This window comes from Mesorhizobium sp. M4A.F.Ca.ET.090.04.2.1 (genome assembly GCF_003999085.1).
GTDB lineage: Bacteria > Pseudomonadota > Alphaproteobacteria > Rhizobiales > Rhizobiaceae > Mesorhizobium.
The window spans coordinates 1-14,451 of sequence record NZ_RZOT01000076.1 but is presented as its reverse complement, the minus strand read 5'-3'; the positions used below and the strand labels follow the sequence as shown (position 1 = coordinate 14,451).

14 protein-coding genes and 1 pseudogene are annotated in these 14,451 nt (G+C 63.7%); 5 read left to right on the top strand and 10 right to left on the bottom strand.

What is annotated here, in order from left to right:
* The first annotated feature begins 2 nt into the window (after nt 1-2).
* Together EN781_RS08225 and EN781_RS08220 are read left to right on the top strand one after the other, a co-directional pair.
* Nucleotides 3-809: an MBL fold metallo-hydrolase gene (locus EN781_RS08225; RefSeq protein WP_245492559.1), complete on the top strand. Its 807-nt coding sequence runs from the start codon at nt 3-5 to the stop codon at nt 807-809.
* Between the two features lie 31 nt (nt 810-840).
* Entirely contained in the window at nt 841-1,605 is a 765-nt protein-coding gene (locus EN781_RS08220) for an alpha/beta hydrolase (RefSeq protein ID WP_126054601.1), read from the top strand.
* 84 nt (nt 1,606-1,689) lie between these two features.
* Here the strand turns inward: EN781_RS08220 and EN781_RS08215 are convergent, their stop codons facing one another.
* Nucleotides 1,690-2,508, bottom strand: a complete 819-nt coding sequence (locus EN781_RS08215; protein ID WP_126054602.1) for a DUF3658 domain-containing protein — start codon at nt 2,506-2,508, stop codon at nt 1,690-1,692.
* Between the two features lie 131 nt (nt 2,509-2,639).
* On the opposite strand from EN781_RS08215, the gene EN781_RS08210 reads away from it, so the two are divergent.
* Nucleotides 2,640-3,551: an agmatinase gene (locus tag EN781_RS08210; protein WP_126054603.1), complete on the top strand. Its 912-nt coding sequence runs from the start codon at nt 2,640-2,642 to the stop codon at nt 3,549-3,551.
* 16 nt (nt 3,552-3,567) lie between these two features.
* Here the strand turns inward: EN781_RS08210 and EN781_RS08205 are convergent.
* The 4 genes and pseudogenes from EN781_RS08205 to EN781_RS08190 form a co-directional block, all read right to left on the bottom strand.
* Nucleotides 3,568-4,445, bottom strand: a pseudogene (locus EN781_RS08205) (aldose 1-epimerase family protein).
* A 168-nt stretch (nt 4,446-4,613) separates the two neighbouring features.
* The gene (locus EN781_RS08200; protein WP_126054604.1) at nt 4,614-5,330 is read right to left on the bottom strand and encodes a Bax inhibitor-1/YccA family protein; all 717 of its coding nucleotides are present in this window, start codon (nt 5,328-5,330) and stop codon (nt 4,614-4,616) included.
* A gap of 21 nt (nt 5,331-5,351) precedes the next feature.
* The gene (locus EN781_RS08195; RefSeq protein ID WP_126054605.1) at nt 5,352-6,122 is read right to left on the bottom strand and encodes an anti-sigma factor; all 771 of its coding nucleotides are present in this window, start codon (nt 6,120-6,122) and stop codon (nt 5,352-5,354) included.
* A complete protein-coding gene (locus EN781_RS08190; RefSeq protein ID WP_189347396.1) occupies nt 6,119-6,637 on the bottom strand; it encodes a sigma-70 family RNA polymerase sigma factor in 519 nt (172 codons plus the stop codon). The genes EN781_RS08195 and EN781_RS08190 overlap by 4 nt, the downstream gene beginning before the upstream one ends.
* A gap of 196 nt (nt 6,638-6,833) precedes the next feature.
* Between EN781_RS08190 and EN781_RS08185 the strand changes: the two genes are divergently transcribed.
* Both EN781_RS08185 and mazG read left to right on the top strand, forming a co-directional pair.
* Nucleotides 6,834-8,018, top strand: a complete 1,185-nt coding sequence (locus EN781_RS08185) for an amino acid aminotransferase (protein WP_126054607.1) — start codon at nt 6,834-6,836, stop codon at nt 8,016-8,018.
* Nucleotides 8,019-8,101: 83 nt separating this feature from the next.
* Nucleotides 8,102-8,926 carry a nucleoside triphosphate pyrophosphohydrolase gene (mazG, locus tag EN781_RS08180; protein WP_126054608.1) on the top strand — a complete coding sequence of 275 codons (825 nt, stop codon included), beginning with the start codon at nt 8,102-8,104 and terminating at the stop codon, nt 8,924-8,926.
* A gap of 6 nt (nt 8,927-8,932) precedes the next feature.
* Here the strand turns inward: mazG and hflX are convergent, their stop codons facing one another.
* From hflX to EN781_RS08155, 5 genes are all read right to left on the bottom strand, one after another.
* Nucleotides 8,933-10,318, bottom strand: coding sequence for a GTPase HflX (gene hflX / locus EN781_RS08175; protein ID WP_126054609.1), 1,386 nt, complete (start codon nt 10,316-10,318; stop codon nt 8,933-8,935).
* Nucleotides 10,319-10,564, bottom strand: coding sequence for an RNA chaperone Hfq (gene hfq / locus EN781_RS08170; protein WP_066989720.1), 246 nt, complete (start codon nt 10,562-10,564; stop codon nt 10,319-10,321). It lies immediately after the preceding gene.
* Nucleotides 10,565-10,708: 144 nt separating this feature from the next.
* The gene (locus EN781_RS08165) at nt 10,709-11,572 is read right to left on the bottom strand and encodes a D-amino-acid transaminase (protein ID WP_126054610.1); all 864 of its coding nucleotides are present in this window, start codon (nt 11,570-11,572) and stop codon (nt 10,709-10,711) included.
* Nucleotides 11,573-11,671: 99 nt separating this feature from the next.
* The gene (locus tag EN781_RS08160; RefSeq protein ID WP_126054611.1) at nt 11,672-13,033 is read right to left on the bottom strand and encodes a sigma-54 dependent transcriptional regulator; all 1,362 of its coding nucleotides are present in this window, start codon (nt 13,031-13,033) and stop codon (nt 11,672-11,674) included.
* Nucleotides 13,023-14,451, bottom strand: a 1,429-nt coding sequence (locus EN781_RS08155) for a PAS domain-containing sensor histidine kinase (RefSeq protein ID WP_145965462.1), incomplete at its 5' end; no start/stop codon positions are given. The genes EN781_RS08160 and EN781_RS08155, both read right to left, overlap by 11 nt.

Below are 14,451 nucleotides of genomic sequence, written 5' to 3'. Positions count from 1 at the left end.
GGCTGCGCCTCACCATCCTCGGCTGCGGCTCGTCGCCCGGCACGCCGCGCATCACCGGCGACTGGGGCGATTGCGATCCCGCCAATCCCAGGAACCGGCGCATGCGCGCGGCCGCGCTGGTCGAGCGGGTCGCGGCGAACGGTGGCCGCACAACGGTCGTCATCGACACCGGGCCGGATTTCCGCGAGCAGATGCTTCTGGCGTCCGTCAAACGCATCGACGCGGTCGTCTACACGCATCCGCATGCCGACCATATCCACGGCATCGATGACCTGCGCGGCTATGTGCTGGAACAGCGCCACTTGATTGACATCCACGCCGACCAGCCGACGATGCAGCGCCTGCGTGAGGCGTTCAGCTATTGTTTCGAGACGCCGCCGGGCAGTTCGTACCCGCCGATCGTCAGGCCGCATCTCATCGACCATGCCAGGCCGGTGGTGATCGAAGGCGAGGGGGGTCCCCTCACCCTCGAGCCGCTGCCGCAAATCCATGGCGACATCATCTCGCTTGGCTTCCGCGCCGGCGGGCTCGCCTATTGCCCTGACATCAGCGACTTCCCCGACGCCACCGCCGAGCGGCTGCGCGATCTCGATATGCTGGTGATCGACGCGCTGCAGTACAACACCCATCCGAGCCATCTGTCGCTCGGCCAGGCGCTCGGCTGGATCGACAGACTGGCGCCGAAAAACGCCGTGCTGACGCACATGCATGTGCCGCTCGACTATGCCAAGGTGATGGCCGAGACGCCGGATCATATCGTGCCGGCATATGACGGCATGGCGATTGAAATTACTTACGAATCCGAATGATAGGTGACGTCTTTCATAGAGGCTGTGAGCCATGAAGTCGTTCAAACTGCCCAGAGATCAAGGAAACTTGCTCTATCATGATATCCTGGGCGCCGGTGTCCCGCTAATTTTCGTTCATGGCCTTGGTTGCGCTTCTTCCTGCGACTATCCGCGCGTCGCCTGCGATGCTGCGCTGATGGGCAAGCGAATGGTGCTGGTCGATCTGCTTGGATTTGGTTTCAGCGACCGGCCGGCTGACTTCAGCTATACGATCGATGATCAGGCGCGGATTTTGGTGGAACTTATCAATGAGTTGGCCCCCGAGAGGCTGGATCTATTCGGCCACAGCATGGGCGGTTCCATTGCTATCGTTGCTGCAAGCCTGATTGGCGATCGCGTCCGGAACCTCGTTTTGAGCGAGCCCAATCTCGATCCAGGTGGAGGCTTCTTCAGCGGGAAAGTCGCCGGCATGGACGAGGTCGACTACGTGGCCCATGGCCACGAGGATTTGGTGAGAATGTCCAAAGCGGACGGCAATGGCATCTGGGCAGCTTCGTTGTCGGTCAGCGCCCCATATGCCGTTCATCGGGCAGCAACATCACTGATCGTCGGCAGCAATCCGTCCTGGCGTGAATTGCTTGTTGGGATGACGATGCCAAGGACTGTTATCTTCGGCGAAGAGTCCTTGCCGGACGAAGATACCCAACGTCTGTCCCAACTGGGAATCAACGTCTGTGTCGTGCCGCAAGCCGGACATGCCATGGCCTGTCAAAACCCGGCGGGGTTGGCGAAAGCGTTGCGGCAATCGACCTCCTGATCGGCGCATCGCCCTAAGTATCAGTTCCATAATCTATCTTATGCGACTTTCTGATGTGTATCTCGGAGATGGCGAAACGCCATGTTATCCGGTCCCGCTCGCCAACCGTACGGAGCTGTTGCGCATCCGCACGCCGTCGCCCTTCATCTCAAAAACGCCCTCGTCGACAAGTGCTCGGACGCGAGACCAGAGCACGAGATCTCCACAGTGAAGGCCATCGTCCCCCAAAGCGACAAGGATTTTGGCGACCACAAGACTGCATTTCTCCCAATCGTCCGTCACATGTGACGTCACCGCTTTATCGAAATACCTGATGGGCTCTGAATGAAGGCCAAGGTCGGCTGCGACGCGAAAAGCTGCATTCTCAGCACGAAGCCTTTTCCATAAATCGCGGTAAACCTGCAACTCCTTTCCGGTCAAAGTCGTCTGACGTTCCAAGAGCCGCGCTCTGATAATACTATCTGACGGCACGAGCCCGAACGATCCTGCCCGCCAGGTCGTAGACTCGGACCCATCGGACGTCCGAGTGAACTCGACCTCGGTTATGTCGACCACTCGAAATGGATGATCGCCAATCCGCGAAACAAATTCGAGGAAGCCTGCAAATTCCATAGCGCTTTGCCGACATACCCATGCGACCGGCGCGATGTCCCTGCCCGTTGCGCGGCTCCAGAAAAGATCGGTCTCTTGTTCGAGGTCCGGCTGCCTTTCGAAGCCCAATGTGTCTTCCATCCATCGGGCGCGAATATCTGCCGCGGGCGGGTCGATAGGGCCAAAGCTCAGGTCGTCCGGCAACCCGATGACGGTTGCGTTCAGGCCCATATGAGCGAGGGACCAACGCAGGCTGCCGGCGGCCGACGTATTGAAGACCACGTGAACAACAGGTTTTTGAGGCGTTATCATCCACAGACACCACTGCTCGTCTGACTTCTCAAGGCACGATCGCGTAAAGTATTTCAAAACTCCAGGGTGAAGTAACTACCTGCCCCAAGCCGCTGGCGCCCACGAACTTTACAACGAAGGTCCACAAAGAAATGACCGCTGCACCTTCCTTTCTCGGCTTTCCCGATCACCTCGCTGATGGCCACTTGCCCCGCGCGGTCATCTTCGGCGCCGGTCACGGCAGCACCTACCCCGGCAAGGACAGCAGCGGCTATGCCTTGGCCGCCGACGCCATCCGCGCGGCGAGCCAGGACGACGCCCGTCTGGTCGGGCACTGGGATTTCGATCTCGGCGGCCCGCTGTTCGACGGCAAGCCGGCCTGCTGCGTCGACGCCGGCAACATCTTGACCACCATGCGTGACAATGCTGGAAACCGGGCGCGGATCGAGGTCAAGACACGCGAGGTCCTGGCTTTGCCGGCCGTGCCGATCCTGCTCGGCGGTGACGATTCTGTGCCCATTCCCTTTCTCGCCGGTTTTGCCGACCACAGGCCGGTCTGGGTCCTTCAGATCGACGCCCACATCGACTGGCGCGACGAGGTCGACGGCGAACGCTACGGCTATTCGAACCCGATGCGCCGGGTGAGCGAGATGGCGCATGTCGCCGGCATGGTGCAGGTCGGCATCCGCGGTGTCGGCAGCGCCGGCCTCGCCGAGATCGAAGCGGCGCAGCGCTTTGGCAGCCGTTTCGTGACCGTCCGCGAGGTTCACGCCCAAGGCATCGACGCCGCTCTGCGGCATATTCCAGAGGGAGCACCGGTCGTCATCACCCTCGACTGCGACGGCCTCGACCCCTCCATCATGCCGGGCGTGGCTGCACGGTCGCCTGGCGGCCTCACCTACACGCAGGTGATCGACCTGATCGCGGGCCTCGGCAGACGGGCCGGGATCGCAGGATTCGACCTAGTCGAACTCTACCCTCCCGCCGACAATGACGGCCTGTCGGCGCTGACTGCGGCGCGCCTTCTCGTCAATGTGATCGGCGCCATCGTCCGGCAGGTTTGAAAACTCGCGGCGGGCTTCACATCGTCAACAGGTCGACCTGATAGCTGAGGGTTCGCTTGGCACCCGGCTCGATCAGCATCACGCCCGGTTTGTCGGTGAACTCATCATCGAAATCGATCGGGCTAGCGATGCCATGCCACGGCTCGATGCACAGGAACGGCGCCCCGCCCGGTTTGGACCAGATGCCCAGTTCGTTAAACCCCTGCCAAGACATTTCGATCGCTGGCCCGCGCTCTGCGGCATAGCGCACGCTGGGGCTGGCCGGGCGATCCAGGATAACGGCGTCGTCGTCGAAGAGCCGCTCGGTGAGCGCGAGCGTCCTGCCTTCGATTGGCGTGGGCTGGAGCGTTGGCAATAACAGGCCGTCCTTCAGGCGGCGGATCGGCGAGGATTCATTATCGGCAAAGGTTAGCCGATAGGCTTGCTTGGTCTGATCCGGATCTAGCGACCAGTTGAATGCCGGATGCGCCCCGACCGAGGCCGGCAACAACTCGTCGCCTGTGTTTGTGACCTCGAAGCTCACGCCAAGCCGGCGAGGGCCGACGCTGTAGGTGATGGCGAGGCGAAAGGCGAATGGATAGCGAGCTCGCGTCTCGGCGTCGTCAGTCAGGACCAGCGTGCAGGAAGAAGCCCCTGCTCCGCCCAGGCGAACCGCCTGTCGCGGGCAAAGCCATGTTGCGTCATCGCATAGCTTTGCCCACGATGGCGCAACTGGTCGCCTTTCAACCGGCCGACGATCGGAAACAGCACCGGCGAGTGACGCCGCCATTCCGGGCCGGCTTGCCACAAAAGCTCTGTGCCCTCGGCATTGCGCAAGGAAACCAGTTCGGCCCCCTGCCCGACTATCGTCGCCGAGATGCCGTCACCATGAAGCGTCAGGCTGTCCTGTTCCATATGTCCTCGCGGCTGGCTGGCATGGCCGGCAGGCTACCAAAGGCTTTCGGTGAAACTCAAGAGCCGACGCTGTCGCGATTTCACGCCGGCCACCGTCCGAACGAAACGTGGCCGGAGGTTTCCCTCCGGCCACGACCAGGCTCGCAGTGTTGCCTGCTACGGTCCGGTCTATTCGCGTTCGCCAGTGAAGTTCAGCAGCAGCTGGAAGATGTTGACGAAGTTCAGATAGAGCGAGAAGGCGCCGAAGACGGCGAGCTTCTGCCGCGATTCCGCGTCGAAATTCTCGGCGTACTGCTCCTTGATCGTCTGCGTGTCCCAGGCGGTGAGCCCGATGAACACGGCGATGCCGATCACCGAGATGGCGAACTGCAGCGCGGTCGAGCCGAGGAACAGGTTGACGAGGCTGGCGATCACCACGCCGATCAGGCCCATGATCAGGAACGACGAGAACTGCGTCAGGTCGCGCTTTGTCGTATAGCCGTAAAGGCTTGTCGCGCCGAACATGCTGGCGGCGATGAAGAAGGTGCGCGCGATGCTGGTGCCGGTGAAGACCAGGAACACCGAAGCCAGCGACAGGCCCATGACGGCGCAGAAGGCCCAGAACATCGCCTGCGCGCTGGCCGCCGACATGGTCTGCATGCGGAACGAGAACAACAGCACGAAGGCGAGCGGCGCCAGCATCACCACCCATTTCAACGGGCTGGAGAAGATCGGCACGTAGAGCGCCGGCGTCGAGGCCACGGCGAAGGCGATGGCGCCGGTGACGATGAGGCCAAGGCCCATATAGTTGTAGACGCGCAGCATGTGCTGGCGCAGGCCCTCGTCGTAGAGGGCGCCGGCTCGGGCGCCGCTGCCCACGCGATATCCCAGATTGGGGGTATTCATCATCGGTCTCCTTGGTTGGTCTCAGTAAAGCGTGCGGGCCAGCGTTTCGGCGGCCCGGTCGAGGTCGCGCGCATCGCTGCGCGCGACCACGGCGTAGGCGACCTCGCCGATCTGGAAATAGGCCGAGGAAATATCGCCCGAGGGCGCGACGGCCGGCTTCACCACGTCGAAGGTTCCGGGCCTGATCGCGAACAGTGAGACCAGGCCGAGATCCTTGGTCTCGAGCGCCATCTCGACGCTCGGGCCGAAGCGCGACGGATAGATCTGCACGTCGCGCACCTTCCAGTCGCCTGGCAGCGACGGCATGACGATCGCGGTCGCGGCACGGATTTCGCCGGGATTGTAGTCCGGCGCTTCACGCTGGGAGGTCATCGCCTCGCGCATCAGCGTCGTCCGGTGCGCCCTCACCGCCTCCTCGACATAGGCCGGCGGCTGCGTGGAAGCGACAACCTTGGTCACCGCGACGGGTCCGAAAATGCCGTTCGCCAGCCAGCCGGCCGCGACCAGGATGGCCGCCGCCGCCGCCCGCTGCAGCACGGAAAAGATGCGGTCCCTGGTCAGTCCGCGCTCCAACCGTCGTGCCGCCTCGGCGGTCGCCGGCCGCGCCATGCCCTTGCCGGCGAGCGCCACGCGCAGCTCGTCGCGCGTCCGAAGGTCGGACATCACGCGCGCCGCGACCTCAGGCTGGGTGGACAGGAACGCCTCCACCTCGATGCGGCGGGCCACCTCCATCTGGTCGTCGACATAGGCGTCGAGATCGGCGTCGGTCACGGGATCGAGCATCGCATTCATCGCTCACCTTTGACGATCCTGAGATGGTTCCTGCCGACCGGCGCGGCCTCCTCCATCTCGCGCAGTGCCGCCCGGGCCCGGCCGATGCGTGACATCAACGTTCCCAGCGGCACGCCACTGACCTCGGCCGCCTGGGCGTAGCTCAGCCCCTCGATGGCGACGAGATGCAGCGCCGACCGCTGCTCCTCCGGCAGGGATAAAAAGGCCGTCCGCACCTGCGCCAGACGGACCGAATGGTCCTGGGGCGCCGGGGAGGTGCTGTCGGCAAGGTACCCGGCCTGCTCGACTCGCGCCGCTTCCGACCGGCGCGAGCGGACACCATCGATGAAGGCGTTGTGGACGATCGCAAGCAGCCAGGCGCGAAGGTTGCTGCCGGCACGAAAGGTACCGCGCCGCTCATAGGCGCGCACCAGCGCGTCATGCACCAGGTCCTCGGCCTCCGTGCTGTCGCGCGTCAGCGAGCGCGCATAGCGGCGCAGCGAACCGAGCTGTCCGACAATATCGAAGCGTGGCATCGACCGTTTCATGCCCTGTTTACGGAGCAGGGCAAGGTTTTAATCCGGCTACAAGCGATTTTTGTCCGATCTGGCGAACGACGCCGATGTGACAGGAACGTGGAGGGCGGCGCAGCCTCAAGATTGATGCAATCGAAAAGCGCTGGCGAAGCGCTGCCGTTTTGCGTATCACTCCGCCGCCATTGGAGCCGTATCGATGTTTGAAACCCTGCAGCCCGCCCCCGCCGACAAGATCCTTGCGTTGATTGGCCTTTATCGCGCCGATCCGCGTCCGGGCAAGGTCGATCTCGGCGTCGGCGTCTACAAGGATCGCGACGGCAGGACTCCGGTGATGCGCGCCGTGCGCGAAGCCGAGAAGCGGCTGCTTCAGGGCCAGGACACCAAGACCTATCTCGGCCTTGCTGGCGACACTGCCTTCGACACGGCGATGGCCAAGCTCACCTTTGGTGACAATGCGGACCTGTCACGCATCCGCACGGCGCAGGCGCCGGGTGGCTCTGGCGCGCTCAGGCTCGTGGCCGAGCTTTTGCAACGTACCCGAGCCGGCGCGACGGTGTGGCTGTCCGATCCGACCTGGCCGAACCACATGCCGGTGATGCGCGCCGCCGGTCTGCAGATCCGCGACTATCCCTACTTCGACGCCGCTTCCGGCTCGGTGCGCTTCAAGGACATGGTGGCGGCCCTGCGGACGGCTGAGCGCGGCGACGTGGTGCTGCTGCATGGCTGCTGCCACAATCCGACCGGCGCCAATCTCGATGCCGCGCATTGGGCCGAGGTCGCCGACCTGGTCGTCGAGCGCGGCCTGCTGCCCTTCGTCGACATTGCCTACCAGGGCTTTGGCGAGGGCCTCGACGCCGACGCCGCGGGCGTGCGGCTGCTCGCGGCAAAAGTCCCGGAAATGGTCGTCGCCTCGAGCTGCTCGAAGAACTTTGCCGTCTACCGCGACCGCGTCGGCGCGGCGATGATCCTGGCCAAGGACGGTGCGCACGCCGATGTGGCGATGAGCCAGATGCTGTCTGCGGCGCGCGCACTCTATTCGATGCCGCCGGACCATGGCGCGGCGGCGGTACGCATCGTGCTGGAAGACGCCGCTTTGCGCGCGGACTGGCAGGCGGAACTAGAGGAGATGCGGCTGCGCATGCTGCGGCTGCGCGTCGCCTTCGCCGAGGCGCTACGCCGGCAGTCCAATTCCGACCGCTTCGATTTCGTCGCCAGCCATCGCGGCATGTTCTCGCGCCTAGGCCTTTCGGAAGCTCAGGTCGAGCGGCTGCGCACCGAGCACGCCGTCTATATGGTCGGCGACAGCCGCATCAACGTGGCCGGCCTGCCCGAGGACGGGATGGACGCGCTCGCAAAGGCGATCGTATCGGTTCTGGACTGAGCCGCCGCGCAGCTGTGGACAACCGCCCTCGCGTCGGCTGCCAGCGTTGGCCGCGCGATGGGCGCAAGGATAGCATCGGCCTGATGAAACCCTCCAAGGACATTTCCCGGCTGATCGAGATCATGGCGGCACTAAGGGCGCCCAAGACCGGCTGCCCCTGGGATATCGAGCAGAATTTCTCGACCATCGCGCCCTACACGATCGAGGAAGCCTACGAGGTGGCGGATGCCATTGCGCGCGGCGATCTCGACGACCTGCGCGAGGAGCTCGGCGACCTGCTGCTGCAGGTTGTCTACCACGCGCAAATGGCTGAGGAGGCTGGCGAATTCGCCTTCGGCGACGTCGTCGAGGCGATCACCGCCAAGATGATCCGGCGCCATCCGCACGTCTTCGGCGACGAGGAGGCGCGCAGCGCCGGCATGGCCAAGGGCATGTGGGAAAAAATCAAGGCGGTGGAGAAGGCGGAGAAGCGCGATGCGCGCCTCGCCCGCGGGCTAGACCCAGAAGACAATGGCAAGGGGTTCCTCGACAGCGTGCCGGTGGCGCTGCCTGCGCTGACCCGGGCGCTCAAGCTGCAGGAAAAGGCGGCTCGCGTCGGCTTCGATTGGAGCGAGGCGGCCCCCATTCTCGACAAGATCGAGGAGGAGATCGGCGAACTGCGCGAGGCTTTGGCCAAAGGCGACGCAGCACCGATCAAGGACGAGTTCGGCGACATGCTGTTTGCCATCGTCAATCTCGGCCGCCACCTCAAGCTCGACGCCGAGGCCGCGCTCAGCGGCACCAATGAGAAATTCCGCACCCGCTTCCACTATGTCGAGCGAGCGCTGGAAGCCTCCGGCAACACGTTGGAAAAGGCGACGCTGGATGAGATGGAAGCGCTCTGGCAGCAGGCCAAGGGCGCGAAATAACCAGGCTTAATTGTTCTTACGGTGCAATCGGCTCTCGATCTCTTGCCGTGAGCTGTGCGTGGCATTGAGCGAAATGGTGACGCTGCCATCCTCATTGTCGACCCGCGAAACGACGTCGCCGTTGCGGTAGATCCAGTCGACAAGGCCAAACTGGGCTGGCGTCAGCGTCAGCGTCGTCGTTTCCAGTTCACCCGACATCCTTGTTTCGATAAGCGCCTTCAGCGCATCGATGCCCTCGCCGGTGACCGCCGATATGGCGACCGGCGGCGCCTTGGTGGCGGCGCCATCGGCCAGTAACCGCTCCCGGTTGCTCTCGTCGAGCAGGTCGATCTTGTTCCAGACCTCGATGACGCGCTTGGCGTCACTGGCATCGACGCCAAGATCGGCAAGGATGCGCTCGACATCCTCGGCCTGCGCCGCCGTATCGGGGTCTGAGATGTCGCGCAGGTGGATGACGAGGTCGGCTTCGACCACCTCTTCCAGCGTCGCCCGGAAGGCGGCAACAAGATGCGTCGGCAGGTCCGAGATGAAGCCGACCGTATCGGACAGGATGATGGGTGTGCCATGTGGCAGGCGCACGCGGCGCAGCGTCGGGTCAAGCGTGGCGAACAGCATGTCCTCGGCCAGCACCCCTGCCCCGGTCAGCTTGTTGAACAGCGTCGACTTGCCGGCATTAGTGTAGCCGACGATCGCCACAACCGGGAACGGCACCTTCTTGCGCTTGGCACGGTGCAGGTCGCGGGTGCGGCGCACAGTTTCCAGCTCATGCTTCAGCTTGATGATCTTTTCCTGCAACTGCCGCCGGTCGGATTCGATCTGCGTTTCGCCGGGACCGCCGAGGAAGCCGGCGCCGCCGCGCTGGCGCTCAAGGTGGGTCCAGCTCCGCACCAGGCGGCCCTTCTGGTAGTTGAGATGCGCAAGCTCGACCTGCAGCGTGCCTTCCTTGGTGCGCGCGCGCTCGCCGAAGATCTCCAGGATCAGCCCGGTGCGGTCGAGCACCTTGGCGTTGAATTCCTTTTCGAGATTGCGTTGCTGCACCGGCGTCAGCGGATGGTCGACGATGACCAGTTCCGCGTGGCGCTCCTTCACGATATCGGCGAATTCCGCCACCTTGCCGCTGCCGAGCAAGGTGGCCGGGCGCGGATCGGTGACGGTCACCACCGCGCTATGGACCGGATCGAGGTCGATGGCGCCGGCGAGGCCGACTGCTTCATCGTGGCGGGCCTCCGCGGAACGCGTCAGACGCGGCCGATTGGTCTCGTCCTCGCCTCGCGGCTGGCGGGTAAGCACGGGCACAATAACAATGGCCCGGGTCGGAGCTTTGTCTTCCGGCCTCAGCTGATGTGATGGTTTCCCGCGGACGCTGCGGTCCGCGTCTTTCTCACGTGCCAATCAGGCGCCCTGGCCTTCCTCGCCATCGAACATCTGAACCGGCTGGCTCGGCATGATCGTGGAAATGGCGTGCTTGTAAACGAGCTGGGAATGGCCGTCACGCCGCAACAACACACAAAAATTGTCGAACGAGGTGACCACGCCAGTCAGCTTCACGCCGTTGATGAGGAAGATGGTGAGTGGATTTTTGCTCTTGCGAACTGAATTCAGGAACAGGTCCTGAAGGTTTTGCGATCGTTCCGCCATTGTTCTTGTCTTTCGCCGATCCCCTTCGGTTTGCAGCCAATGCGCCAATTTATCCGGCACATGTCAAGCGCGCAAACACCCTCTTGCCGTCAATAACGACAAGCAGAACGAGATATATTGATTTTCATTCCATCTTTGCGGTTATCAGGCCGGACTTTTTTCCGCAACGTCAAAAAAGGCCTGGCGCAACGAAAGTGTCATGGAACCGGGGTGGCCATTGGCCACCGGAGCACCGTCGATTGCCACGATCGGCATGGCAATCGTGGTCGCGGAACTGATGAAGGCCTCGCGCGCCGCCTTGGCCTCGGCGACCGAAAACTTGCGCTCCTCGATCGTCAGGCCGAGTTTGGCGGCAACGTCGAACAGCGTCGTGCGGGTGATGCCGCGCAGGATCCCGTGCTCGGCCGGCCGCGTCACCAGCACGCCGTCCCTGGTGACGATCCAGGCGTTGGAGGAGCCGCCCTCGGTGACCATGCCGTCGGTGTCGACGAACCACGCCTCCTGGGCGCCGGCTTCCTTGGCCTTCTGCTTGGCCAGCACGTTGGGCAGCAGGCCCGTGCTCTTGATATCGACCCTGTCCCAGCGGTTCTCCGGCACGGTGATGACCTTTATGCCGGTCTCTGCGCGCCTGGCGGCAGTGGCGGGGTCCGCCTTCCTCGCGGTCACCACCAGCGACGGCGTGGTACCGGGCCCCGGGAAAACGAACTCGCGGCTGGCGACGCCACGCGTCACCTGGACATAGACGAGGCCGTTGACGACATGGTTGCGGCGCACCACCTCGCGCAGGATGAGCGGCAGCACACGCTGCGTCACCGGCCAGTCGATCGACAGTTCGGAAAGCGACCGGCTCAGCCGGCCGAGATGGCGCGGCATGTCGACAATGAAGCCGCGAGCCACCTCGCAGACCTCATAGACGCCGTCGGCGAACTGATAGCCGCGATCCTCGATATGCACCGAAGCGTCGGCATGAGCGACATAGCGCCCGTTCACATAGGCAATGCGCGGCATGGATCACCCCTGAAGACTTTCGGTTTGTTTAAGCGATTCCGCCGCGGCCGTAACCGGCAATCGGCCGGCTGGGCGCCGCTGGATCAAGTACAGCTGTCCTCAGACGCCCAGCGACTTCAGCTTGCGGTGCAGGGCGGAGCGCTCCATGCCGATGAACTCGGCGGTCTTCGAGATGTTGCCGCCGAAGCGGTTGATCTGGGCGATCAGGTAGTCCTTCTCGAACTGTTCGCGCGCCTCGCGCAGCGGCAGCGCCATGATGTGTCGGTCCGATTGGTTGGGCGTGCGCGGCATGACGTCGCCGATCTCCGACGGTAGCAGATCGGCGGTGATCGGGGCGTCGACGTCCTCGCCGCGCGCCAGGATCATCAGCCGTTCGACATTGTTGCGCAACTGCCGGACATTGCCCGGCCAGTTATGCGCCTGCAGCACGGCGAGTGCGTCGTCGCCGATGCGGCGCGGCCTGATGCCGGCCTGGCGCGCGATCTGCTTCATGAAATTGTCGACCAGATAGGGAATGTCCTCGCGTCGCTCGGCCAGCCCCGGCACCATGACCGGAACCACTGCCAGGCGGTGATAGAGGTCCTCACGGAAGCGGCCGTCGGCGATCATCGCCTCCAGGTTCTGCGAGGTGGACGAGATGATGCGGACATCGACCTTGACCCGCTTGGTGCCCCCTACCCGCTCGAACTGCTGCTCGACCAGCACGCGCAGGATCTTGTTCTGCGTCTCGCGCGGCATGTCGGCCACTTCGTCGATGTAGAGGATGCCGCGATGCGCCTCTTCCAGTGCGCCGACCTTGCGCTCGGTGCCGTTCGATTCGGTGCCGAACAGTTCAATCTCCATTCGCTCGGGCGTGATGGTGGCCGCGCTCAGCGTCACGAACGGTCCGGCCTTGCGCGTCGACAGCGCATGGATGGCGCGCGCCGCCAGCTCCTTGCCGGAACCGGACGGGCCGACGATCATGATGCGGCTGTTGGTCGGCGCGACGCGTTCGATGGTCTGGCGCAACTGGCTCATCGCCGAAGACATGCCGATCAGGTCGAAGGTCTCGCCGCTGCGTTGCTTGAGGTCGGAGACCTCGCGCCTCAGCTTCGAGGTTTCGAGCGCGCGCTCGGCGATCAGGATCAGTCGGTCGGCCTTGAACGGCTTCTCGATGAAATCGTAGGCGCCGCGGCGGATGGCGGAAACCGCCGTTTCGATATTGCCGTGACCGGAGATCATCACCACCGGGAGGTTGGGATGCATCGTCTTGATCTCGTCCAGCAGCGCGAGGCCGTCCAGGCGCGAGCCCTGCAGCCAGATGTCGAGGAAGATCAGCCTCGGCGCGCGATCTGCAATTGCTGCAAGCGCGCTGTCGGCGTCGAACGCCGTGCGGGTTTCGTGACCTTCGTCGCTCAGGATGCCTGCGACGAGCTCGCGGATGTCTTCCTCGTCATCGACGATGAGAATGTCAGACGCCATTACCGACCTTTTCAGTTTCTCTTTCGTGTTCGTTCCGGCCTTCGCCGCGAGGCGGCGTGGCAACGACCGAAGCCGGCGGCAGGATGATCGAGATCATCGCGCCGCGGCCACCGTGGAAATCCGCCGGCGCATCGTTGAGTTCGAGCCGGCCGCCATGGTCCTCCACGATCTTCTTGACGATAGCGAGGCCAAGGCCAGTGCCTTTTTCGCGCGTCGTCATATAGGGCTCGAGCAACCGCTGCCTATTCTCGCGCGGCAGTCCCCTGCCATTGTCGATGACATCGATTCGGATGGCGCCATTTTGACGTCCGGCTTGAATCCGGATTGTGCCGTCCGAACGATCTTTTGCTTCAAGTCCGTCAATGGCCTCGGCGGCGTTCTTGATGACGTTGCCGAAGGCCTGCGCCATCAGCCGGCTGTCGAAGGTGCCCTTCAGTGGTTCGCTGCCGAAATCGCGCTCGAAAGCGATGTCTGAACGACTGACCTCGACCAGGAACGAGGCTTCGCGCAGCGATTCGCGCAGGTCGATGGCCTTCATCTCCGGTTTCGGCATGCGCGCGAAGGCCGAGAATTCGTCGACCATGCGGCCGATATCCTCGACCTGGCGGATGATCGTGTCGGTGCATTGGTCGAAGACCTCGCGGTCCTCGGTGATGACCTTGCCGTAGCGGCGCTTGATGCGCTCGGCCGAGAGCTGGATCGGCGTCAGCGGGTTCTTGATCTCGTGGGCGATGCGCCTGGCCACGTCGGCCCAGGCCGAAGAGCGCTGCGCCTGCACAAGGTCGGTGATGTCGTCGACCGTCACGACATAGGATTTTTCCTCCGAGCCGTCATCGCCCGCCTCGATGGTTATCTGCACGTTGAAGGTCCGCTCGGCGCCGCCACGGTAGAAGGTCACCTGCTCGCGATAGACCGGCTTGCCCGATTTGCGGCCGATTTCGAAGACGCGGCCGACATGCGGCAGCACGGCGGACAGGTTCTGCCCGAGCGCGGCGCTGGCCGAGATCGCAAGCATGGTTTCTGCCGAGCGATTGACGATGGTGATGATGCCATAGGGATCGACGCCGATGACGCCGGCGGTGACGCCTGCCAGCACGGCTTCCGAAAAGCGCCTGCGCTCGTCGATCAAATCCTTGGCGGAGAGCAGCTCGTTGCGCTGCGATTTGAGCTCCAGGATCATGTTGTTGAAGGTGTCGCCGAGCGAGGCGACGTCGCCGTCGGAAAGTCTGACGGGCACGGCGACATCGAGATTGCCGGTCGCGACCTCGTCGGCGGCACCGATCAACTGGCGGATCGGCCGCACCAGCCGGTCGGCGACCGCTATGCCCGTCCAGATCGCCGACAGGATGACGATCAGCGTCAGCGACAGGTAAGGCAGCGCGAAGGCCACCTGTGAGGTGCGGCGGTTGTCCTGTCTC